Genomic DNA, 22,880 nt, shown 5'->3' with positions numbered 1-22,880 from the left:
CAAATGGGAGTGACAAGGCTGAAATGAAATCCAAGTTAAAAGCCGTAGGCAAGTTACAGCAAATGGAAGAAAAACAGCGTGATCGTGTGGGTCAACAACTTGATGCCATGCGTCAGCGTCACTCCCATCTTTCAATGCAATTGGAACAGTTATCGGCGTTGAAAGGCCACGCTGGACAATCAACCCGAACCGGCCCGACGCTGACGAGCGCGGCTTTGATGAACTTTAATCGTGTTGACCAAATGCTACAAAGAATGCTTCGTCACCACGAGCAAGAGCAAGCCGTTATGCAAGCGGAATGTGCATCTGTACAGAAAACACTAGAACACAAGCACGCACGCGTTCAAGGGTTAGAAAAAGTGCTTGAGCGTTGGCGTACTAAGCAGAACTATGAAAAAGCGAAAAAAGAGCAAAAGATGATTGAAGACATCATTAACTCTCGCGTTAAGCGCAAGATATTATGATGTCTTGTTGACGCAACTAGGAGCGCGAATCATTTCTGCGGTGTCTTAGCCAACCAAACCAGCCTCCAAGCATGATCAACCCTGATCCGAGAGCACCGCCGCCGCTGCTGCCGTTATCGTCAAAGCCCGACGTGTTAGTATCTTCTGGTTCAAAGCCGGAATCGCCTTCACTATGATAATCTTCTGTACTTGCTAAGAGGGGGTTATAACGAGTTTTCACTCCCGAACTGGTTTGGGCTTCAATCCACGTTGTATAATTTAGAACCTCAGTAAACACACTCGGAATCGCAGCAGATTCACAAACAGAAGAACCATAGCTAACAATACCGATTTGCTGATACATGCCATTATTGTCTTGATAAGTGAGAGGACCGCCTGAGTCACCGCGGCAGATACCAGTGTAGCTTCGCTCAGGAAATCCATTCGCACATAAACTTTCCTGAGCATTAAACCCTGTTACCAGCGAAGCGCATTGGGTGTCGGTAAGGGGTTTTACTTCTGCCCAGCGTAAATAGTTTGGCCCGTTTTCATCACTAGTCGAGGTCTGACCTAAACCGAATATCTGATAAACCGTCTTGCTGCTGTAGTCTCCAAAGTCTTGCGGTAAAGTGATGGATTGAACGTTATCGGTAATAGGGCGAGTCAATTCAAGGACAGCGATGTCATTAATCCATAAATCGCTAGGCACATAATCAGGATGAATCGTGATAGAGCGAACATCTTTGAATTCTTCAACAAACACGTCATTCATCGTAGGGTTTTTGACTAGCACTCGTAGATCGTTGATTGTCCACCCGTCAGTGAAAACGCTTGGTTCTACGCAGTGAGCCGCAGTTAAAATGAAACGGTCGTTTACAATGGTTCCCCCACAAATATTGGCAAACTGATTAGCGCCAGTTTTATGTAGAATAAGACGTGCAAAAAAAGGAAGTTGGTTTTGGGTCGCCTGCTGCCCTCCAATAATTGCCGTGGAGATCCCTTGTTCTGAAAGGCGGTTATCATTTTCTGCTTCTGCGGTCGCACTCAAAGATACTGCAAAACAGAGTGCGCTTAGCCATATTTGATACTGCTTCATAAACCATCCTTGGATGAAAAGTGCTCCTCTAACTTTATACTAGTTTTTCAGTGAATGTGCTTAACAAAAGTTTCTAATAGTTGAATGATTGTTGTAGCCAAGATCGCAACAGATGAAACGATTCAAGCTTTAGCTTGTGTGGCGGGCATACAAAGTAAAGCTGTTGATGAGGATTAATGACGGGTTCACCCAGCTCGATTAGCTGACCATATTTGATGTCATCCTTCACAAACAAGCGATGAGTGACCAATAACCCCAAACGACGAGTTGTGGCCTGGACGGCTTGTATCGACATATTAAAAGTGATTGGTTTTTTATTTTTAGGTCGCTGGATACCCGTCGCGTCCAGCCACACGTTCCAGTCATTTTTTCTTCGTTCGTTAGTAACTTCAATGATGGGATACTGCTTTAAGAGTTGAGTGATGTTTGAGTCCTTTGTCTTCGCTATCAATTCAGGACTGCACACCAAAACCAGTTCATCTTCACTGAGCTTTTCGCAGTAGTAATCCTGCCATTCTTCGGGATTTCCATGCACCAAGGCCGCGTCGATACCTTCTTGTTCTAAATTGAATCTGCCAGACAGGTTTGATAAACGAACGTCTAATTGAGGAGCAAACCCTTGTAAATCTGACATTCGAGGAATCCACCAGTGAAGAGCCAATGAATTCACCATATTGAGCGTAACACGCTGCAAGTTCTGATCTTGGATGAGTGCTTCCGTTGCATCGACAATTTGCTCTAAAGCGGGTGCCACCTTCCTGTAATACTTTTTACCGTCCGCGTTGAGTTGAACTTGTCTGCCTATGCGATCAAATAGAGGCTTGTTGACTTGACTCTCCAGCGATTTAATTGCCTGACTTACGGCTGAGTGGCTCACACTTAATATCTGTGCTGCTTCTGTCATGCTGCCAGACTCAGCTACTGCAACAAATGCGTAGATGGACTTTAAGGGGACTAGTTTCCGCATAATTTAAAAACCGTAGCTGGTGATAGATAAGTTAAACTGTAAGTTTTTCTTACATCAATGGTTAATATTACTCGCTATTTACGATAAGTGATGTCTTTTAAAATGCTCCATATATTAAGGAGTATTGAATGAATGCTGTAAATAAATCTATCCTTTTCATGTTGATGTCTACGTTAAGCTTATCTGTTACTGGACTGTTAGCAAAGCAGTTGTCAGGCGAACTTTCCGTCACACTATTTAGCTTCTTACGTTTTTTAGTGCCTGCGCTTATCTTGCTTATCTTACTTCGTGTGAAAAACCTTACCTTTCCTAAAGCGGGCACGCTAAAGCCTATTTTATTGCGTGCTCTTTGTATCGGTTTGTCACAACTTTGCTTTATCGCGTCATTACAAACGTTAACGCTCGTTGAGGGGGTCGTTTTGTTTGCTACTGGCCCATTATTTATTCCCTTGGTTGAAAAGCTGTTCATGAGGGGGCGCATTCGTGTTTCAACATTGGCGGCTTTAGCAATGGCGTTCACTGGTGTGGTTATGTTGGCGGGCGGTGGAAGTGAGATTACATGGCGAGCGGATTTATTGCTCGGCTTGGCTGGGGGACTCTTCAATTCTGGTTCTCAGCTTACGTTATATAAAGTGAGTAAAACAAATATGTCGCCGCTAGAAATCAACTTTTGGGCGTTTGGTTTTGCTGCCGTATTTCTGTTGCCGCTAACTTTGTTTAACGACTTCGACGTGTTACTTAATATGAGTGTTATGGCGCCTGAGATTTCTTCAAATACGCTGTGGATCGGTATGATGTCTCTGATGATCATTAACACCCAAGTTTTTCGCTCCAAAGCATATAAACTGGCAAGCAGTGGCTCTCAACTTGCGCCACTCATTTTTACTAACTTATTGTTCACTGCGGTTTGGCAGAGCCTGTTTTTTGAAGACCGAATGAGTCAAAGTCAAATTGTTGGGATGAGTTTAATAGTGCTCGCAATCATACTGAACACATGTTGGGTTCGCTTTAAGGCGCATCGCAGTGGCGGTTTACAAGCGAGAACTTCTTAGTCTGTCGGAAAATGAAGCGGGCAGGTAGATAAATTGGTCGTGTGGTTTGATTTTTCCTGAGTATGGGCTAGCGTCAAGAAAGGTTCAGGGAGAGAAGTCATGCTTACGCTAAATTATTACGTCGAAATTTCGGCGACACCGCAACGAGTGTGGGAAGTGCTAACCGATGTTGAGTTGTATAAACGTTGGGCACAAGCCTTTTCACCGCAGTCTCAATTTGAAGGAGCTTGGGAAGAAGGAGGTGGCATCACTTTTTTTGATCCAGATATGGGCGGGACAAGGGCAATCATAGATACGGTGCTACCCCTTCAAAAACTTGAATTTCATCACGTTGCCATTTTTAATCCGGATAATCGTCAACAACTCGATGCTGACCTAGCATCTAGGTGGATCGGATCGCGAGAGATCTACCAGATCGATACCAACAACGATCGTTTACTACTCAATGTTACCATTCATACTCACAATGACTTTGTTTCCATGTTTAATCACGGATGGGAAAAAGCCTTACCCTTGATAAAAGCCATTAGTGAAGAGCAAGCTTAGGGTTCTTGCTTATCTTGGGCTGACGATGCGTTGCCTGAAGGTATACAATAGCACGCAAGATAGCGCACCTTAGAGAGTGGATGATGGAATTTAAAGTTGATACCCATACACATACGTACGCAAGTGGTCACGCGTACAGTACCTTGATTGAAAATGCAAAGTTGGCAAAAGAGAACGGGCTGGATATGTTCTGCACGACCGATCACGCAGAATCAATGCCGGGTGCGCCTCATTACTGGTTCTTCTCTAACCAGAAAATTCTGCCTCGCTTTCTTGAAGGCGTTGCGATTATTCGCGGCGTTGAATCTAACATTATGAATACCGAAGGCGACATTGATATTCCACTGAGTGTGGACCGCAACTTAGATTGGGTGATTGCGAGTTTTCATGAACCCGTTTTTCGTCCTGCAAACAAGCAAACTCACACGGAAGCACTTGTTAATGTCATTCAGAGTGGTCGTATTGATGCGCTCGGTCATCTTGGTAATCCAAATTTCGACTTTGATTTTCAGACCGTTTTAGCGTGCGCGAAAGAGCACAATGTCGCGATTGAAATTAATAACACCACGCTGAAAGGCAACAGCCGAGTAGGCAGCGTAGACCGTTGCCACGAGATTGCACAAATCGGGAAAGATCTCGGTGTTTTCTTCACCACGGGCAGTGACGCGCACTTCTGTCACGATGTTGGTAATCTGGATTTGGTTGGAGAGTTAATGGACAAAGTGGGTATTGATAGCAAGAAAGTGATTACTCACACCGCTCAGCAGTTTTTGTCTTTCTTAGCTTTGAGAGGCCGTAAACCAATTGCAGAATATGACAGCATTCTCAACGCATAAACTTGATTACATTTAAGGTATGCACCCGACGCCAGATTGCTTTACACTGCGACCCGGAAATACTCAACTAAGCTAGTTTTTCGCCTTTTATGGCGTAGGTTATTTGGGTGAATAAAGCCGACACAGAATTCGGCACTATAAATGGAGAAGTGAAAAATGTTACGTCCTTTAGTCCTAGGGTGTGCGATTGCGTTTGGCTCAACATACGCAATGGCAGAAGCGGTTGATTTAAAACAAAACATGAAACAGATGAAGATGGAATTCAAACAGGCGGCAGAAGCATCTGATGTCGAAACCATGAAATCTGCGATTGATAGCTTGCAAGCGATTGTTGAACAATCTAAGCGTGGTAATTACCCACCAGAGAAGTTTGATACTTACTTAGAAGGCTTTAACAAGCTGACGGTAACGCTAGATAAGATTGAAGCGGATCTTGATGCGGGCAAGCTACAAGAAGCAAAAGCTCAACTGCGTGAAATCGATAGTCTTCGTGAAGAGTACCACGACAAGCGCAATCCAAGCATTTGGAGCAAGTTGTTTGGCTAATTATCTACTGAGCGGAGCATTTGCTCGTGGCAGTGGGTTACGCGTTATCTCTAAGTAATGAATGAACACATCATCAGCCTGCCATTTCGGCGGGCTTTTTTGCGCCTGTCAATCGATGCATTCAAGAAAACCTGTGAGGTAGCAACCACTTATTGATACTGTTTTTTGAGCTATCACTCAAAATTGGTTACGCTGTGTGAAATTTGTTAAGTCACCGTTATGCGTAGATTAATTCCTTTTTACCGCTCGATGTTATTTGCTAGTGCTCTCAGTTGGGTGCTAGTGACGCTGATGCCTGTTATCAATGCTCATGGTAACAGCATGGGCGTGTGGGCGACGCTATGTACGCTTAACGGATTTGAGTTGGTCCAAATAGAAGAGGGCGACAATTCTGTCAGCCACAAAGGTAAGCCTTGTCCTTTTAGCCACTTCTCGACTTTTCATCACGATACACTTCCAACGACACCAATACTCTCAAGACTGAGCTTGGTGATTTCTGACAGCTATGCTTATTTGGCTCTAAGTGTGCGATTTGAAACACCAGTTCCTCGAGCGCCGCCAGTTTCCTTTTTCTCATAACAAAAACAATAACAAGTAAAGTCACATAGCACTGCCACTTCGAGCAGTGGTACTCCCAAATCTAAGTCAATTAGCGCCGCATACGAATGTGTATGTGCAGGATGCGTTTGACTGAATTTGGGTGTTCAACAATGAAAAAAGGAAAATACACATGTTGAGAAACTCGGCAAAGCCTCAACTCAAGGAAGCCTCACGCTTAAAATCCATCTACTTTATGACGTGGCGATGGCACTTTTACGCAGGTTTGTTCGTCATTCCATTTATGCTCATGCTTTCCCTCACGGGGTTGGTGATGTTGTTTGATGACGAAATCGAATTGGCTCGATACGAAGCGACATTACAAGTTTCACCACAAGAGCAAATGGTTCCCGTCTCTGTACAATTAGAAACCGTAAAGCAGGCCTACCCCGATTTTAATGTCACTCAATTTGTACCTGCTAAAACGGCCGATATTGCCAACCGCTTCTCGATTCAAAACCAAGAAGGCAGCTCACTGATTGTTGCAGTAAATCCTTATACAGGAGACGTACAAGGCACCATTAATCGTGGTGATAGCATCTATGAACTGATGAACAGCATTCACGGTACGTTGCTCATCGGAGACTTAGGCGACCGTTTAATTGAAATCGCCGCCAGTTTAGGCATTTTACTGTTGGTGTCTGGTTTGTACCTGTGGTTACCAAGAGACAACGCAAGCCGTGCTGGCTTTTTGAAAATTCGTTTTGGCAGTGGAACTCGTATTTTGATGCGAGATCTGCATGCGAATTTAGGTGGTGTGCTATCAATTGTTCTGTTGTTCTTTTTGATTTCAGGTCTGTCTTGGGCTGGGATATGGGGCGCGAAAATGGTGCAAGCTTGGAATACCTTCCCAACCTATTACACATGGGGTGAGAAACCAGAGTCGACACTGACACACAAAGACCTGAATCATGGTGCATCAGAAGAGATGCCATGGAACTTAGAGCTTGCTGCTGTGCCTGAATCGAAAGACAAACCCGCTCATGATCATGCCAATATGAAGGAAGATATGGCATACGCAGGCAACCATGATGCGCTCTCCATTGATGATATTGTCCTCAAAGCTGAAATGATGGGCTTCACTGGCTATAAGCTGTTTTTGCCACGCTCTGAGACGGGCGTTTACACTGTTGCAGCTAACTCCATGGGTGGCGATATCTCCGACCCAAGACAAGATCGCACCAGCCACTTTGACCAGTATTCCGGTCGCTTGTTGGTGGATGTAACGTGGCAAGATTACAGTTTGTTTGCCAAGTTCATGGCGGCAGGTGTGTCATTGCACCAAGGCGATGTCAGTGTGCTTAACAAAGTGCTCAACGTAATGTTCTGTTTGGCGTTCATCTTAATCTCAATCACAGGTGTGGTGATGTGGTGGATTCGTAGACCAAGTCGCAGTGCCGCATTGGGCGCACCACCTAAGTTTCAGCAAGAAGGTATTTGGAAGCTTGGCTTAGTAACGTTAGTGATATTGTGTCTCGCGTTCCCGATGGGCGGTTTCGCGATTGTTACGGTTCTCGCACTGGATTGGCTGTTGTTCAACCGAGTTGAGAAGCTGAAAACGGCGTTGAATTAATAACAGATAAAGAGCGAAACAGTAAAAGAGCCAGCGAAGTGCTGGCTCTTTTTATTTCTGATAAATTTCCAGCGGTAAGCCATCTGGATCTTGGAAGAAGGTAAAGGCTTTGCCTGTGAATTCGTCAATACGAATTGGCTCAACTTCAACATCATTCGATTCTAGGTAGGCTTTCACTTGTTCAACATCATCAACCAAAAACGCGAGATGTCGTAGCCCTTGTGCTTCAGGAAAGCTCGGTCTCTCTGGCGCGCTCGGAAAGCTAAACAGTTCAACTTGGCTGCCGTCAGGTAAAGCGAGGTCAAGCTTGTAGGAGTCTCTGGCTTCACGATAGTTTTCAGCAATGATTTTTAACCCCAACACTTCAGTGTAAAAGCGTTTTGATTTTGAGTAATCGCTACAAATGATCGCGACGTGATGAATAGCATTAAACATGGTTAGCCTCTTCAAACATGGCTCGTATCCTCAAGCATGGTTAGTGTCCTCGGAGACTAAATGCTCCTTAACGAAGTCGATAAACACGCGCAGACGAGCAGGCATGTATTTGGTTTGCGCATACTGCATCGCGATAGCGCCGTGGTAGTTACTCTTGATCATCCAATCCGGCAATACTTCCACCACTTCCCCTTGCTCTAACGCGTCTTTGATCACGAAGTCATGGAAGATCCCAACTCCCAAGCCAGACTTAACCCCGTTCAAGCGCATTTGAGAGTGGTTGACGGCGTAGCGTCCACTTACTGCAATCGAGTGGAAAGCTTCCTCTTTAAAGAACGACCAGATATTGTCTTTGTCGTTCTCGGCAAGGTAAATACAGTCGTGCTGCTCAAGCTCGGTTGGGTGCTCTGGCATACCGTGTTTGGCTAGGTAATCTGGAGAGGCGCACAAAACAAGATTGGTCTTGCTGATCTCTTTGAGGACCAGATTCTCATCGGGTTTGTCGGTGAGCTTAAATGCGACATCAATTCCTTGGCGGAAAAGATCAATCTCACCATCTGCTGCACGCAGCTTAAGCTGAATATTTGGATAACGTTCTAGGAATGGCAACACAAACGGTTGAAGCACCGAATTAAGAAATGCTTCAGGGGCTGCTACTGTGAGTGCGCCTGTTGGCTCAGCATGATCTTCCGCAGATAGCTCAACGGCTTGCTGCGCGGCATTCACCATTGCGATGCTTTGGTCGTAAACCTTTTGCCCAGCTTGAGTGATGATCAACTTACGAGTCGTGCGCTCAAACAGTTTGACCGAGAGGGCTTGTTCCAACCGTGTGATCAACTTACTTAAAGCCGATGGCGTTACGCCGAGTTGTTTAGCAGCAGCGGTAAAACTGCCTTCGTTTACCACCAAGATAAACGAAGCAAGATCAGGAAGTAGGGCAATGAGTTTTGGATTAACCATAATTGTTCAGTTCTGCGCAGCGGAATAACGATATTGTCTGGTACGGTTTCACGAGGTTCAAGTGTCACCGTCTCGCTTTAACGATATTTTGCCAAAAATGCATTGAGTGCAGGCAAGCCAGATTCACCAGTATGGTATTGCTGCCAACAGTGATAAATGGCCGTTTCGTGGTCTGCAATTAACTCGATAGCTTCTCGCTCAGCGATTGAATACTGCTGTGAAGCGTTCACTTCTTCATGCCACTCTCGATACTTGACCTCATAAGGTTCTACCCATTTCAGAAGAGTCGCCACCAACTCTTGCCATGGTAAACCAATCCACTTAGTTGCATCTGCCAAGCCTTTATCCAGCATCTCTTGGTGTCGACTTTCGATATCCATGCCATTTGTTAGCAGTACAGGTTTGAGCTTTTCTGCGGTTAGCTCTTCCACTTCAATCAAGGTTTGCCATAGTGTTTGTTGTTCACTTTGGGTGTAATGGCTCAAGTAGTGGTTGAAAAAAGCGATGCCGTAGATTTCGCCATAGTAGGCAGACAGAACGTTATGAATCATGGTGAGAATCGTGATTTAAACAGGGAATATCGCATTGTAGGAGGGGAAAGCGCGACGTGTAAACACCTGATTAAGAGTAAAAAAGTGCTGCTGACAGAATTCGAACAGAACTTGTGAGAATTTTATGAGAATTCGATGAAGTTGCTGATAGATTTGCTCGTCATTCTTAGAGGCAAGAACGCAAAACGTTCGAAACGTAATGCTTAACCTACTCAAGTCACGAACAAAGAAGTAAAGCCGTACACATGGGCTTGGGTAGTTCAACCCTCATTAAAGGATGGAATCACAATGAAAAAACGTACCCAACTCGGACTCGTCATGACTTCAGTCGCTATGGCACTAGGCTCTGCATCAGTGAATGCGGCGGAATTGGAAATCACCGTGACAAACGCAACCAAAGGCATCTACTTTACGCCTCTTATTGTTGCCGCACATGGTTCTGATCTTCAAATGTTCAGAACGGGTCAAGCAGCAACGCCAGAACTAGAAGCAATGGCAGAAGGCGGTGATATCTCTGGTCTTGCTAGTGTGATTGGTAACGCTGGTGGTGCGGTGGTTGAGAATCCTGCTGGTGGCATTTTGAATCCGGGTGTTGCAACCACCTTCACCTTGGACAGTGGCGACCACGGTTATCTTTCTCTGAGCGCGATGTTGTTGCCAACCAATGATGGTTTCGTCGGTCTGGATAGTTGGAAGATTCCAACGGAAGCGGGTACATACCGAGCAACGCTAAGAAGTTACGATGCCGGTACAGAAGCGAATGATGAACTTGCGTCTAGCATGCCAAACCCACCTTTCATTACCTTTGGTACTGGCGGCACAGGCGTTGAAGCAACGGTAACTAACGACAAAGTTCACGTGCATCCGGGTAACCTTGGTGATAGCGATCCAGCAGGCGGCATCAGTGACCTAGACAGCAGCAGCCATCGTTGGTTAAACCCAGTTGCAACCATCACAATCGTTGTGAAGTAAGGGGGATGTATGAAATACAGAATCTTACTAGTTGCAGCTTCAGTCGGCTTGCTCGCCGGTTGTCCAAGCGATGATGATAACGATGTAGTGAAATCGTACCGCTACACCGTCAACGTGGCGAACTTGACTGCGAATCAACCTATGTCTCCGCTCGCGGTACTCACTCACAATGGTGACTACCAACTGTTTGAAATTGGACAAGCCGCATCTGTTGAACTTGAGCATCTTGCCGAAGGCGGGAGTAACGCTGAGCTGATTGAGTTGATGAACAGCAATGACAGTGTTTACCAAGGCATTTCGGGCAATGGATTGGTGTTGCCGGGTGCATCGGACGAAGTCACCATCACGGTTGACCCTAGTCGTTACGGTTACTTGTCTGTGGCGTCTATGTTTGTGAATACCAATGATGCCTTTGTTGGTGAAACGGGGCTATCGCTCAAATCGCTCGCAGTGGGTGAAAGCTATGAAATGAGCATGAACGTTTGGGATTCCGGCACGGAACTGAATGATGAGCTTGCCGCAACCATTCCGGGCCCAGCAGGTGGCGGTGAGGGTTTCAATGCCGCTCGTAATGACAGCAGTGACGTTGTTGCATTCCATGCGGGTGTTGTTAGCCAAGATGATGGATTAGCAAACTCAGCACTCTCTGCGAACCATCGTTTCTTGAACCCAGGTGCGAAAGTCACCATCACTCGAGTCGAGTAACACAGGCTCCGATGACGTCTCCTTTCCAAAGCGCTTGTAGCCGAGCGCTTTATCCCTCATGGCGTCATCGGAACCTTTTTTGAAAGAATTTCTAATTTGTTCCGGTCATGTGCAAAGTGAGGATACTCGAAGGCAAGGAAAGGACCATGGAACAACAGGCAATCAATTTAGTCGCGAACATCTTGTTGGTGGAAGATGACGATGATTTGGCAGAACTGGTTCAGATGCATCTTAAGTTTCAAGGACACCAAGTGTCGCGAGCCACAAATGTCGCCAATGCTAAAGCGCAATACCAGCAACACCCCTTTGATTTATTGATCCTTGACCGAGGTTTGCCAGATGGTGATGGTCTAGACATCTGCCATTATTTGCGTCAGCAACAAGATTGGAGCCCAGTGCTCATGCTGACAGCCAGAGACGGTGAAATGGACAAGGTTGACGGTTTAGAAGCGGGCGTTGATGACTACATCACTAAGCCATTTAGCGTATTAGAATTCCAAGCACGAGTGCGAAACGTGCTACGCAGAGTCAGCCAAACCGTAGAAGCCAAAGTAGCAAATGAAGTCCTCAATGATGCGATGGATTTTGGTCCGCTGAGAATTATTCCGGAGTTGCACCAAGTATCCCTAAACGACAAGGATGTCACTCTTACCGCGACAGAGTTTACTTTGCTGCAGTTTCTCGCGACTCGTCCGGGCAGAGTCTACAGTAAAGATGAATTGCTCGATCACGTTTGGAACACCAGCCATTCTGGTTATCACCACACAGTGTGTAGCACCATAAACCGTTTACGCAGCAAATTGTCGTTGTCTGACTCTGATCATCACTTCATTCAAACCGTGTGGGGGGTTGGGTATAAGTTTCAACCAAGACACTAATGTAAGAAAGTAAGTCAAGACAGTAAGTCGGCAGCTGTTTTCACCGTCATTTTTCAATCATCACGGGTGTTTCAGAAACATCGCTGTTTAAGGAGGCGATAGGGTGAGCTTCAAATCTCGCTTAGTGGTATTTACTAGCTTGTGGTTTTGCCTCGCGGCGGTGGTGATTGCACTGACTTACAATTGGCAAAAAGAAACCATTGAGTTACGCACCAAGCAAAGCCTGCATAAAGATCTAGCCAGCCACATGCGTGATGATAATCCGCTGATGATCGGGACGGATTACAATCCGAAAGCGCTCAAGTCGATTTTTCACACGCTCATGCTGATCGGCCCTGATTTTGAAATCTACTTCCTCGATAGCCAAGGTAACATCACCACCCATGCTGCACCGGAAGGGGCGGAGATCATGGGGAAGGTGGATCTCAATCCCATTAAGCAATTCTTAAATGACCAGCCTTTTCCTATTTTGGGTGAAGACCCACGCAATCGTGGTGAGCACAAAGTCTTTTCTGTCGCGGCGATAGAGGAATTAGGCTCTACGGTCGGTTATCTCTACGTGGTGATTGGCAGTACCCGACATGACGCCATTGCCAATGCTCAAGTCGATACCCCTTACATCGCGCTGGCAGGATTGGTCTTAGTGTCCATTTTAGGCTTTGCCCTTGGAGCTTATGTGCTAGTCAAACGTAGCCTATTGAATCCGATTGAACGTGTGACCAAGCAACTTCAACAACAAGCTGAACATGATTTCCGCCTGCAACCTGATTTTACTCACCAAGTGCCGGAGCTCGTGCTGATTGCGCACTCTTATCAGATGATGGCGAAGCACATTCAGCAGCAGTTTTTACAGTTGGAGTATCAATCGTCTCATCGTCGTCAAAGCTTGTTGCAGCTTAGTCATGATTTAAAAACGCCGTTATCGAGTGTGCTGGGCTATTTGGAAACGTGGCGTTTGCAACATCCGGAATCCGATCCTTTGATTGACGTTGCTTTCCGAAATTGTGAGAAGCTCTCAACTCAATTGCATTCTTTGTTAGACGCCGCGCGCAAAGAAGCACCAATGCCAAACTACGAGTACCGCCCCGTAGATCTTGGCGCGTTGATGGCAGAATGTGCTGAAACGATGCAGAGTCAGTTTTCTCGTAAAGAAGTGGTGTTGAAAGTGGATATCGATAGCGAGATCCAAACCGTGGGTGATAAAGGACTCTTAGAGCGGTTGGTGTTGAACCTGCTTGAAAACGCATTGCGTCACAGCCCAATCGGCTCGGAAGTGCATTGCCAAGCGCATTTGAGTGAGGATAAGTCGCGTATCCACTTTACCTTCGTCAATCACATCGAGGAAGAAGCGGAGGGCGGTTCTTTGGGGATCGGGACGAAGATTGTTCAATCGATCTTAATGCTTCACCACAGCTACCTTGAGACCAATGCAACATCCTCTCAATATCAACAGAAGTTCACACTTCTCGCAATCTAAAGAGAAGTGTGAGACATAAGTTAATGTTTATTCAATAACACCACATACGACGCGAGCGCCGCCACCACCTAGCTTACTTGGGTGATCGGAGTGATTGTCACCACCTGCATGGATCATTAACGCTCGACCTTTTAAATCCGATAATTTTAGGCGAGGCGCGACAACGGGCTGATTGGCATTGCCGTCCATGTCCACATAGAGTGGAGGCAAGTCGCCTAAATGATTGTCATCGGTCCAAGGATAGCCATGCTTCCCTGTGTTGTTAGGATCATAATGGCCACCTGCTGCGCCGCCTAATACGGTTTTGTCATCCTTTTCTATGCTATCGCAAGATGGATTAGTGTGAACATGGAAACCGTGCACACCTGCTGACAAACCTGATAATTGAGGCGTAAAAACAACGCCATAATCACTTTGTGAAATCTCAATGGTACCCGCACTCTCATTGGTGTTGAGAGCAGTCATTTCTACCGTTTTTGCTAGCGCGTTAGGGGCGGCGACAAGAGCGGATGCAACTGAAATGCATAGCAATCCTTTTAACATGGGACCTCCTTCTTTTAGGGTGTACGCTCAAGCACATATTAGTGAAAACCTGTTTTACTTATGTCTGTTGAGCGGTGAGTTTATGTCATAGAGTGATGTGTATCACTTTATGGTCTTAAACTGATATCTCGATCCGAAATCAGCTTTCTTTTATTTAGTCTTAACATGTTGAGATCGTTAAGATATAAAAAGAATAGACGCCAATCTTAAAATAGCCTGAATATTTTTAAATTAACGCAAAGTTAAATTTTTAATGACTTTATAACAAAGCTCATAATTGTTTTATAAAGAATTTGGTGGAATTGTCCGCAATAAAGAATAATCAAATTAACGAATATATTAATGTGAACATTGTTGTTTATAGATTTGTGGTCAAACTGTTGCTTATATCATCAAATAAGATAAAAAATTGGAACTAAAGTCACTTAATGGCAGAGGAAAAAATTAAACTCTGATTGTAATGGGTAATAATGTTTTAGTAACAGATAGTTACGCACTTAAAATTAATAATATGGCTAATTTCCGACAAGGATTGAAAAAGATGAAAGACAAGGAATCTATTCAGACTAATAGCAGCCGCCGTAATTTTCTGAAAGGCGCAACAGGAGCTGTTGTTGCTGGTGTGAGTGCTTCCGCTTTCTCAGGCGTAGCTCAAGCACGAGAACAGAAAATTGATTGGAGCAGCCGCGGGCTAGGTAGAAAACATGATAAGCGCTTCTGGCGTAAAGTGCGAAGACAGTTCGTTTTGGACAAACGAACCACTTACATGAACATTGGTACAACAGGTTCAATGCCAAAACATGTTCTTGAAGATTACGAGCATAACAACAAGCTAGTGGCTAAATATCCTTGGGATATGAAAGGCAAATTTGGCTCTTGGCCGTATGTTTCTGAGATGGTTAAAGACGTCGCACCAGGTTTTGGTGCTAACCCAGAAGAGATCATTCTCAGCCGCAACACTACTGATGGCTTATGCTCGATCATTAATGGCTTACACTTTGAACCAGGTGATGTGATTCTAACGACACACCATGAACATATTGCTGCAACATCACCTATGAACGTAGCGAAACATCGTTTTGGTGTGGATGTGGTAGAAATTCAACTACCAGTATTTACTGGTACTGAAAACGTTTCTGAGCAAGATTACATTCAAGCGTTCCGAGACGCGCTTGATGCGAATCAAAACGTTCGCCTAATTGTTTTCTCTCATATCACATACAAAACAGGAACCGCGCTACCAGCAAAAGCCATTTGTGCTTTAGCAAAAGAGTATGGTGTGCCTACTCTTGTTGATGGCGCTCATACGGTCGGTATGTTTGACCTTGATTTCCACGATATGGATTGTGATTTCTATGCAGGATCTGGTCATAAGTGGCAGTGTGGTCCGGGCGCGACAGGTATTCTGTATGTTCGTGATAACGGTAACCGTTTGAATGAGTATTGGAGCGACCGAGAGAACCCGTTATGGTTGATCAACTCCTCACTTTCTCATGCTGATTACCTGGGTAAACAGCTGCAAATGCAATACATTGGTAACGATAACTATCCTGCGAAACAAGCACTAGTTGATAGTTGCAAAATGTGGGATGAGATTGGTCGAGACCGTATCGAAGAGCGAGTTGTAAGCCTTGGTAGTTTATGTAAAACCTTGCTTCAAGAGTACTTACCACAAGCCAAAATGTATTCACCAAACGTGGAAGGCTTAACCAGTGGCTTAACGACGGTTAACCCGTTCTCCGATGTAACTAATGAAGAGATACTGACGGAATTCCGAGATCGTTTACGTGAAGAGTATGGTTACATCATCCGTACGACTAGCTTTAAGCTGCATAAGGATGATGACTTTGATACTTACGCGCTGCGTATCTCTACACATTTGTTCCATGACGAACAAGATGTGGAAGGGCTCGTAGTGGCGATGACGAATTTGTATTACTCGTCGTTCTAACATCGTTGTTTATCACTCAAGCGCCCATTATTGGGCGCTTTGTGAAAGGTAAGGATATTATTATGTCAGTCATAACATTCAAAAGAACTTTAGCGACGGTGGCGCTCATGGTTACCTCTGTTGCGTCGTCTGCCGCTTGGTCAGACGATTTACAACAAATCCGTGAACGCGGTGTACTGCGTCACATTGGTGTCCCGTACGCTAACTTTGTCTCTTATATTGAACAAGGTGAAGTGGAAACTTTGACTGGCTTGGATGTAGAGATAATAAAAGGTTTTGCCAAGTCGTTAGGTGTTCAGTACCAGTATGTTCCAGCACAGTGGAGCGACGTGGTTGGTAAGTTGACAGGGCAAAATGTGCAATATCACAACAAGCAGGCTGTTGTCGGAGAAAGTGTTCCAATTGAAGGCGATTTGATCGCAAATGGCGTTACTATTCTTGATTGGCGCTCTGAGGTTGTCGATTTTTCACAAGATTATTTTCCTTCAGGTGTATGGTTGGTTTCCAGATCCGACTCTAGTCTGAGCCCGATTAAACCAAGTGGGTCGGTCGATGAAGATGTTAAAAACGTCAAGCAGCTGATCGATGGTCGCGAAGTGTTAGCTTTAGAACATTCTTGCTTGGATCCTAACCTTTATGACTTATATGACACAGGTGCAAAAGTTATATTACCTGATGGGGCGCGTCTCCTTAATGAGATGGTTCCAGCGATAATGAAAAATGATGCGGAAAGCACATTATTAGATGTTGCGGATACGCTAATTGCCCTCGAAAAATGGCCGGGTGAAATAAAAGTCATTGGCCCTATATCTGAAAATCAAAAAATGGCTGTTGCATTCCGTAAAAATTCCCCTGAATTACGCAAAGCATTTGATCGTTATTTAGACTCGATAAAAAAAGACGGTTCATACGAAAAATTAGTAAAAAAATACTATCCATCTATTTACTACTTTTATAACGATTACTTTATAGAAGATAAAAAGAAAGTCCGATGAATAAGGCCGTTAAAAAATTTTCCAGTAAAAGATTTATTACAATAAGCGCAATATTAGTTTCAATTTACCTAGCTATGCTTATTACTGTGACTAGCGTAGGTCAAAATAAATTAAAAGAATCTCAATACAGAGAACTAGATTTAAAAGTAAAAAGTTATGCAAGCACACTCGATAATTTATTTACCATAGCGAGTGAAGATGTTGATAATCTAGCTACAGATAAAACAATACAAACATTCTTTGGTAATTTAGCTTCTGGCATGTCAATGGAGTATGGATTAGGAGCCAGTCTAATTAATTTAAAGCGTCGCTTCGATGAGAAGATAGACAGTAAGCTAATTAATAGCAGCCAAATCTATAAGAAGCTCACGCTGGTAGGCAGTGATGGAGTCACCATTGTCACCACTGGATCTGAAAACCTTGCCGAGCACAAAATGGACATACAAACCTTAATGACTCAACACGGGCATCCCGAAGAGGTTTGTGCGACGCGATACAATGATGACGTTCGCATTCAAGTCATTAAGCAAGTTAAGTTCTCCGGAAAGCCTGTCGCCTTTTTAATTGCCGATCTTAATAAGAATATTGTTATTGACCAACTTACTAACCAAGAACACGAAGATAGTTATAGCCGAATGGTGCTAAAAATAAAAGACGTGGAAATGGTTGTATGGGATACCATAAATAAAACACCTTCTCACAATAAGGATGAGAACTATTTCGTTTCTGAGGCTGTAGACGGAAAAATTTACTTTGAAGTGCCTGTGGATAAACACCACTTCAAATTGATGGCGTGGTTCGAGCCTTTGAGTGAACGAGATATATTTACATCACGACTCTTTATTATTGGTTTGAGTATTCTGGCCGTTATGATCGTCATTGCTTTATGTTATGCATTCATCACGAACAATAATAGGATTGAATTGAAAATTAAGCTTGAGGAAGAAAAAAAGCGTAAAGATATTCTTTCTCAACAGAATAAAAAATTAACGAACGAAATTGAACGTCGAAAAGCGTCTGAAAAAGAACTCGCCTTCCAAGCTAAATATGACACATTAACCAATTTACCTAATCGTAGTTATGGTTCCGAGCGATTGGCTTTGGAGTTAATTAGGGCATCGCGTAGTGGGTCTAAAGTTTTGGTGATGTTCATCGACTTAGACCACTTTAAGCAGATTAACGATTCAATGGGACACTTTGTTGGGGATGAAATCCTTAAACTCAGTGCTCAGCGACTGTATCAAGTCGCGAGAAAAACAGACTTATTGGCGAGAATTGGTGGGGATGAGTTTTTACTCGTCATCCCTGATTTGCCTGATAATGATACTGCAAAGCGAGTTGCTTCAAGTGTACTTTCGGCGTTTAACGATCCGTTTGTTTGGAACAACCATGAATTCTTCTTGAGTAGCAGCGTCGGAATGTCTGTGTTCCCGGATGACGGAGACAACGCTGAGCAGCTCCTTGCATGTGCTGATATGGCAATGTATCGGGCGAAACAAGATGGGCGTGATGGCTTTTGTTTTTATAACCATAATATGAACCAAGACTTGCAACGTTACTTAGATCTGGAAAATCGTCTGAGAAGTGCGATCTCCAATCAGTTGTTAGAGCTGTATTATCAGCCAATTATTGAGCTGAGTAGTGGTAAAATCGTAGGGGCAGAAGCGCTAATGCGTTGGAATGATAACAAGTACGGATTCGTAAACCCTGAAGAGTTTATCTCTATTGCAGAGAAAAATGGTTTAATTCATCAAATTGGTGAGTTTGCTATTCAACAAGCGTGTCGACAAGCGGCACAATGGCAGAGTCTGACTCCGTTGTTTGTTTCTGTAAACTTTTCTAGTGTTCAATTTAGGTACTGCGAGCGCTTACTTACGTTTATTAAACACAGCCTTGAGGAGTCTGGTCTTCCGTCAGATAAGTTCGATATTGAAGTGACAGAAAGTCTCCTCTTCAATCACGATTCTGAGCTATTAGACATGCTTAATAACTTACGAGCGTTAGGCACCAAACTTACTATTGATGATTTTGGTACTGGTTATTCTGCGCTGAGTTACTTGCAGAAGTTTCCGTTCGACCGCTTAAAGATTGATCGTAGCTTTATGCAAAATATGTTCGAGAACGACTCAGACCGCGAGCTTGTCAACGTAATCATAGCAATGGCGAAAGCGCTGGATCTTAAGATCGTCGCAGAAGGCATCGAAGAACAGCGTCATGTGGATTACCTGAAAAACCTAAACTGTGAGTTCGGACAAGGTTTCCACTATAGCCGACCATTACCTGCTAAGGACTTTGAAGCACTTTTGGCTAAGCCTACCTGGCTATAATTCCTTTTATAACAACCTCATAGAAAAGCATTAATTTAATTTGTGCCTAGGATTCATTAATGCTTTTCCACCTTAAGGTATAATCCTTCCTCCTTCCTTGAATTACACTACAATTAATTGATGAGTGATAGCCCGTGACGCCCGTCACATAAAGGCTAAGCCTAATTCTAAACGAGTAAATACTCGCCAAAATAACTAGGAAGGAATTTCAAATGTCTTCTGCATTCTACCAACAGATTCAGCAGCAAATCGAAGAAGTAAAGGCGGAAGGCCTTTACAAATCAGAGCGTGTCATCACGTCTCAACAGCAAGCGGCTGTTAAAATCTCTACTGGTGAAGAAGTACTAAACTTCTGTGCGAACAACTACCTTGGCCTTGCCAATCACCCGGCACTTATCGAAGCGGGTAAAGCAGGCATGGACGAGCACGGCTTTGGTATGGCTTCAGTACGTTTTATCTGTGGTACGCAAGACATCCACAAAGAGCTTGAGCAGAAGCTTTCTAAGTTCCTAGGTAAAGAAGATACGATTCTTTACACATCATGTTTCGACGCAAACGCGGGCCTATTTGAAACTATTCTAGGCAAAGAAGACGCAATCATCTCTGACGCTTTAAACCACGCGTCAATCATCGACGGTGTTCGTCTATGTAAAGCAATGCGTTTCCGCTACTCAAACAACAACATGGAAGAGCTAGAGCAACAACTGATCGCTGCGAAAGAAGCAGGTGCTCGCCACATTCTTATCGTAACGGACGGTGTGTTCTCAATGGACGGCGTAGTAGCAAACCTTCCGGCTATCTGTGACCTAGCAGAGAAGTACGGCGCATTGACTATGGTTGATGACTCTCACGCTGTTGGCTTCATGGGCAAAACAGGTGCAGGTACGCACGAGCACCACAACGTGGTTGACCGTATCGACATCATCACTGGTACGCTAGGCAAAGCAATGGGCGGCGCTTCAGGCGGTTACACATCTGGTAAAGCGGAAGTGATTGACTGGCTACGTCAGCGTTCTCGTCCATACCTATTCTCTAACTCTGTTGCACCAGCAATCGTAAGCGCTTCTATCCGCGTTCTAGATCTACTAGAAGAGAGCGGTGACCTACGTGATCGTCTATGGGAAAACGCAGCACACTTCCGTACTCGTATGGAAGACGCGGGTTTCACAATGGGTGGTGCTGACCACGCAATCATCCCAATCATGCTTGGCGACGCAAAAGTAGCAGCAGAATTTGCAGAGCGTGCGCTGGAGAAAGGCATCTACGTAATCGGCTTCTCATTCCCTGTAGTACCAAAAGGTCAAGCACGTATCCGTACTCAAATGTCTGCGGCGCACTCTCGCGAGCAACTAGACCGTGCAATCGACGCGTTCATCCAAGTTGGTAAGGACATGGGTCTTATTTAAGATTCTAGGCCTTAGACAATAGGGCCTTTAATTAAGGTTACATTATGAAAATTAAAGCATTATCAAAGCTAAAGCCTGAAGAAGGCATCTGGATGACTGAGGTTGATAAACCTGAAGTTGGCCATAACGACATTCTGATCAAAATTAAGAAAACCGCTATCTGTGGTACAGACGTACACATCTACAATTGGGACGAATGGTCACAAAAGACAATTCCAGTGCCTATGGTTGTCGGTCACGAATACGTGGGTGAAGTGGTTGCGATTGGTCAGGAAGTTCGTGGCTTTGAAATCGGTGACCGCGTATCTGGCGAAGGTCACATCACGTGTGGTCATTGTCGTAACTGTCGTGGCGGCCGTACTCACCTATGTCGTAACACGATTGGTGTGGGCGTTAACCGCGAAGGTGCATTCGCAGAATACCTAGTGATCCCAGCGTTCAACGCGTTCAAGATCCCTGAAGGCATCTCTGACGATCTAGCGTCTATCTTTGACCCGTTTGGTAACGCAGTACACACAGCACTTTCTTTCGACCTAGTAGGCGAAGACGTGCTTATCACAGGTGCCGGCCCAATCGGTATCATGGCAGCGGCAGTAGCAAAGCACGTTGGTGCTCGCCACGTAGTGATCACAGACGTGAACGAATACCGTCTAGAGCTTGCTCGTAAGATGGGTGTAACACGCGCAGTAAACGTGGCTGAAGAGAAGCTAGAAGACGTAATGGCTGAGCTAGGCATGACAGAAGGCTTCGACGTTGGTCTAGAAATGTCTGGTAACCCAGCAGCATTCAACTCAATGCTAACCACAATGAACCACGGTGGTCGCATTGCACTACTAGGTATTCCACCGTCAGACATGGGTATCGACTGGAACCAAGTTATCTTCAAAGGCTTGGTGATCAAAGGTATCTACGGTCGCGAAATGTTCGAAACTTGGTACAAGATGGCTTCACTGATCCAATCTGGTCTGGATCTATCGCCAATCATCACGCACCACTACAAGATTGATGACTTTCAAGAAGGCTTCGACGTAATGCGCAGCGGCATGTCAGGCAAGGTTATTCTTGATTGGGAATAACTTATTCAAGTAAGAAATGCGCTCCTTTTTGGGGCGCATTTTTGTTTCATGAAGATTCTTGTTTCGGGAAGAAATGGTCGCCAATCTTTTCTAAACTTCTCGTATCGTTCTGCTACTTTTTTTAGATTTTTTCCACTCAACTTCACCCTACCTTCTAACTCATTGTCGATTCTGTATTTGGAACAAGATAATAACCATTTGTTTTTAGTGGTTATTTTTCAGCATCATATGCTTAAAAAGCGTAATTTTTAAGTTTAATGTTTTTATTTGCTGTTCGTCTTTATCCTTATCCTGCTTCTTTTTATTGTTTTACATTTTATATGCATTTGGTTTGTCATAATTGAGCTATAACTAATAAAAAGGTTACCGATATACAGTGGAATGTAAAAATGGAGCTTTATATGAAAAGATTTTATCTGATGATGCCTCTGCTCTTAACCTCATTTAGTTGGCAAGCGAGTGGAGCGTCAGTGAGCGGTACGATTGATGTTTCAATTAACCTTGTACAAGGTTGTGTGATTAATGGAAATAATGCGGTAGATGCAGCTTCTGGCGTTGGCTTTGGCTCACTCGCCTTTGGAGACGTGCCTGCAATCTTCAGTGAACAAGATGGTGTGGTAAATGGTGGTAGTGCGACGGGTATTGAAGTGCTTTGTAGTAACGGTGTGACACCGACGTTTACATTGGGCACCGGATTGTATGATGCAAGTGCGACCGTTGGTACCTATGCGATGTCAAATGGCGCGCAATTTATTGATTATACGTTGTTTACCGACTCAGACCGAAGCACACAAATTATACAAGGCGGGACGGTAGCTCTGTCTGAATTTACTAGTGCAACATCGCAAACTATTGAGCTTTTTGCGAAAGCTTACGGTACGAGCAGCATTGCCGGTACATACTCCGATACCATCAGTGTGACGCTAAGCTGGTAAAACGTGACGCTGG

At 44.4% G+C, this 22,880-nt stretch carries 23 protein-coding genes; 17 read left to right on the top strand and 6 right to left on the bottom strand.

The window, feature by feature from the left end; all coding sequences use genetic code 11:
- The first annotated feature begins 23 nt into the window (after positions 1-23).
- Positions 24-464 carry a flagellar export protein FliJ gene (gene fliJ / locus R7O13_RS06775; RefSeq protein WP_005384016.1) on the top strand — a complete coding sequence of 147 codons (441 nt, stop codon included), beginning with the start codon at positions 24-26 and terminating at the stop codon, positions 462-464.
- A gap of 16 nt (positions 465-480) precedes the next feature.
- Here the strand turns inward: fliJ and R7O13_RS06770 are convergent, their stop codons facing one another.
- Together R7O13_RS06770 and R7O13_RS06765 are read right to left on the bottom strand one after the other, a co-directional pair.
- A complete protein-coding gene (locus tag R7O13_RS06770; RefSeq protein WP_213968248.1) occupies positions 481-1,539 on the bottom strand; it encodes a S1 family peptidase in 1,059 nt (352 codons plus the stop codon).
- A gap of 73 nt (positions 1,540-1,612) precedes the next feature.
- Positions 1,613-2,506, bottom strand: a complete 894-nt coding sequence (locus R7O13_RS06765; RefSeq protein WP_033906699.1) for a LysR substrate-binding domain-containing protein — start codon at positions 2,504-2,506, stop codon at positions 1,613-1,615.
- Between the two features lie 128 nt (positions 2,507-2,634).
- Between R7O13_RS06765 and R7O13_RS06760 the strand changes: the two genes are divergently transcribed.
- The 6 genes from R7O13_RS06760 (at position 2,635) to R7O13_RS06735 (ending at position 7,656) form a co-directional block, all read left to right on the top strand.
- Positions 2,635-3,558 carry a DMT family transporter gene (locus R7O13_RS06760; protein ID WP_033906700.1) on the top strand — a complete coding sequence of 308 codons (924 nt, stop codon included), beginning with the start codon at positions 2,635-2,637 and terminating at the stop codon, positions 3,556-3,558.
- Positions 3,559-3,657: 99 nt separating this feature from the next.
- Positions 3,658-4,104, top strand: coding sequence for an SRPBCC family protein (locus tag R7O13_RS06755; protein WP_005375065.1), 447 nt, complete (start codon positions 3,658-3,660; stop codon positions 4,102-4,104).
- An 83-nt stretch (positions 4,105-4,187) separates the two neighbouring features.
- Entirely contained in the window at positions 4,188-4,940 is a 753-nt protein-coding gene (locus R7O13_RS06750) for a phosphatase (protein ID WP_005375066.1), read from the top strand.
- A gap of 156 nt (positions 4,941-5,096) precedes the next feature.
- The gene (locus R7O13_RS06745) at positions 5,097-5,486 is read left to right on the top strand and encodes a cytochrome b562 (protein WP_021035869.1); all 390 of its coding nucleotides are present in this window, start codon (positions 5,097-5,099) and stop codon (positions 5,484-5,486) included.
- A gap of 219 nt (positions 5,487-5,705) precedes the next feature.
- A complete protein-coding gene (locus tag R7O13_RS06740; protein WP_250155488.1) occupies positions 5,706-6,065 on the top strand; it encodes a hypothetical protein in 360 nt (119 codons plus the stop codon).
- Between the two features lie 151 nt (positions 6,066-6,216).
- On the top strand, positions 6,217-7,656 hold the full coding sequence (locus tag R7O13_RS06735) for a PepSY domain-containing protein (protein WP_318303361.1): 1,440 nt from the start codon (positions 6,217-6,219) through the stop codon (positions 7,654-7,656).
- A 51-nt stretch (positions 7,657-7,707) separates the two neighbouring features.
- Here R7O13_RS06735 and R7O13_RS06730 read toward each other — a convergent pair whose 3' ends face one another.
- The 3 genes from R7O13_RS06730 to R7O13_RS06720 all read right to left on the bottom strand — a co-directional run bounded on the left by R7O13_RS06730 (position 7,708) and on the right by R7O13_RS06720 (position 9,602).
- The gene (locus tag R7O13_RS06730) at positions 7,708-8,091 is read right to left on the bottom strand and encodes a VOC family protein (RefSeq protein ID WP_222711981.1); all 384 of its coding nucleotides are present in this window, start codon (positions 8,089-8,091) and stop codon (positions 7,708-7,710) included.
- Positions 8,092-8,121: 30 nt separating this feature from the next.
- Positions 8,122-9,051 (bottom strand): LysR family transcriptional regulator, encoded by a 930-nt coding sequence (locus R7O13_RS06725; protein ID WP_172563927.1) that lies wholly within the window; start codon positions 9,049-9,051, stop codon positions 8,122-8,124.
- 77 nt (positions 9,052-9,128) lie between these two features.
- On the bottom strand, positions 9,129-9,602 hold the full coding sequence (locus R7O13_RS06720) for a hypothetical protein (protein ID WP_033906704.1): 474 nt from the start codon (positions 9,600-9,602) through the stop codon (positions 9,129-9,131).
- A gap of 288 nt (positions 9,603-9,890) precedes the next feature.
- On the opposite strand from R7O13_RS06720, the gene R7O13_RS06715 reads away from it, so the two are divergent.
- The 4 genes from R7O13_RS06715 (at position 9,891) to R7O13_RS06700 (ending at position 13,634) form a co-directional block, all read left to right on the top strand.
- A complete protein-coding gene (locus tag R7O13_RS06715; protein WP_033906705.1) occupies positions 9,891-10,574 on the top strand; it encodes a spondin domain-containing protein in 684 nt (227 codons plus the stop codon).
- A 9-nt stretch (positions 10,575-10,583) separates the two neighbouring features.
- Entirely contained in the window at positions 10,584-11,279 is a 696-nt protein-coding gene (locus R7O13_RS06710; protein ID WP_005443001.1) for a spondin domain-containing protein, read from the top strand.
- 146 nt (positions 11,280-11,425) lie between these two features.
- Positions 11,426-12,157: a response regulator transcription factor gene (locus tag R7O13_RS06705; RefSeq protein ID WP_318303359.1), complete on the top strand. Its 732-nt coding sequence runs from the start codon at positions 11,426-11,428 to the stop codon at positions 12,155-12,157.
- Between the two features lie 103 nt (positions 12,158-12,260).
- Positions 12,261-13,634: a HAMP domain-containing sensor histidine kinase gene (locus R7O13_RS06700; protein WP_318303358.1), complete on the top strand. Its 1,374-nt coding sequence runs from the start codon at positions 12,261-12,263 to the stop codon at positions 13,632-13,634.
- Positions 13,635-13,661: 27 nt separating this feature from the next.
- Here R7O13_RS06700 and R7O13_RS06695 read toward each other — a convergent pair whose 3' ends face one another.
- Complete coding sequence (locus R7O13_RS06695; RefSeq protein WP_005375091.1) at positions 13,662-14,177, bottom strand: superoxide dismutase family protein; 516 nt, start codon at positions 14,175-14,177, stop codon at positions 13,662-13,664.
- Between the two features lie 541 nt (positions 14,178-14,718).
- On the opposite strand from R7O13_RS06695, the gene R7O13_RS06690 reads away from it, so the two are divergent.
- From R7O13_RS06690 to R7O13_RS06665, 6 genes are all read left to right on the top strand, one after another.
- Positions 14,719-16,128 (top strand): aminotransferase class V-fold PLP-dependent enzyme, encoded by a 1,410-nt coding sequence (locus R7O13_RS06690; protein WP_005375092.1) that lies wholly within the window; start codon positions 14,719-14,721, stop codon positions 16,126-16,128.
- 62 nt (positions 16,129-16,190) lie between these two features.
- Positions 16,191-17,123 carry a transporter substrate-binding domain-containing protein gene (locus R7O13_RS06685; RefSeq protein WP_005375093.1) on the top strand — a complete coding sequence of 311 codons (933 nt, stop codon included), beginning with the start codon at positions 16,191-16,193 and terminating at the stop codon, positions 17,121-17,123.
- Entirely contained in the window at positions 17,120-19,450 is a 2,331-nt protein-coding gene (locus R7O13_RS06680) for a putative bifunctional diguanylate cyclase/phosphodiesterase (protein WP_258655879.1), read from the top strand. The genes R7O13_RS06685 and R7O13_RS06680 overlap by 4 nt, the downstream gene beginning before the upstream one ends.
- A gap of 212 nt (positions 19,451-19,662) precedes the next feature.
- The gene (locus tag R7O13_RS06675; RefSeq protein WP_005375095.1) at positions 19,663-20,856 is read left to right on the top strand and encodes a glycine C-acetyltransferase; all 1,194 of its coding nucleotides are present in this window, start codon (positions 19,663-19,665) and stop codon (positions 20,854-20,856) included.
- 44 nt (positions 20,857-20,900) lie between these two features.
- Positions 20,901-21,932 carry an L-threonine 3-dehydrogenase gene (gene tdh, locus R7O13_RS06670; RefSeq protein ID WP_005383983.1) on the top strand — a complete coding sequence of 344 codons (1,032 nt, stop codon included), beginning with the start codon at positions 20,901-20,903 and terminating at the stop codon, positions 21,930-21,932.
- A gap of 389 nt (positions 21,933-22,321) precedes the next feature.
- Entirely contained in the window at positions 22,322-22,867 is a 546-nt protein-coding gene (locus R7O13_RS06665; protein WP_005375099.1) for a spore coat U domain-containing protein, read from the top strand.
- Positions 22,868-22,880 lie beyond the last annotated feature (13 nt).

The organism is Vibrio sp. Y176 (assembly GCF_033438945.1).
The sequence above is the reverse complement of the archived record's forward strand: the minus strand, read 5'-3'. Positions and strand labels throughout refer to the sequence as shown.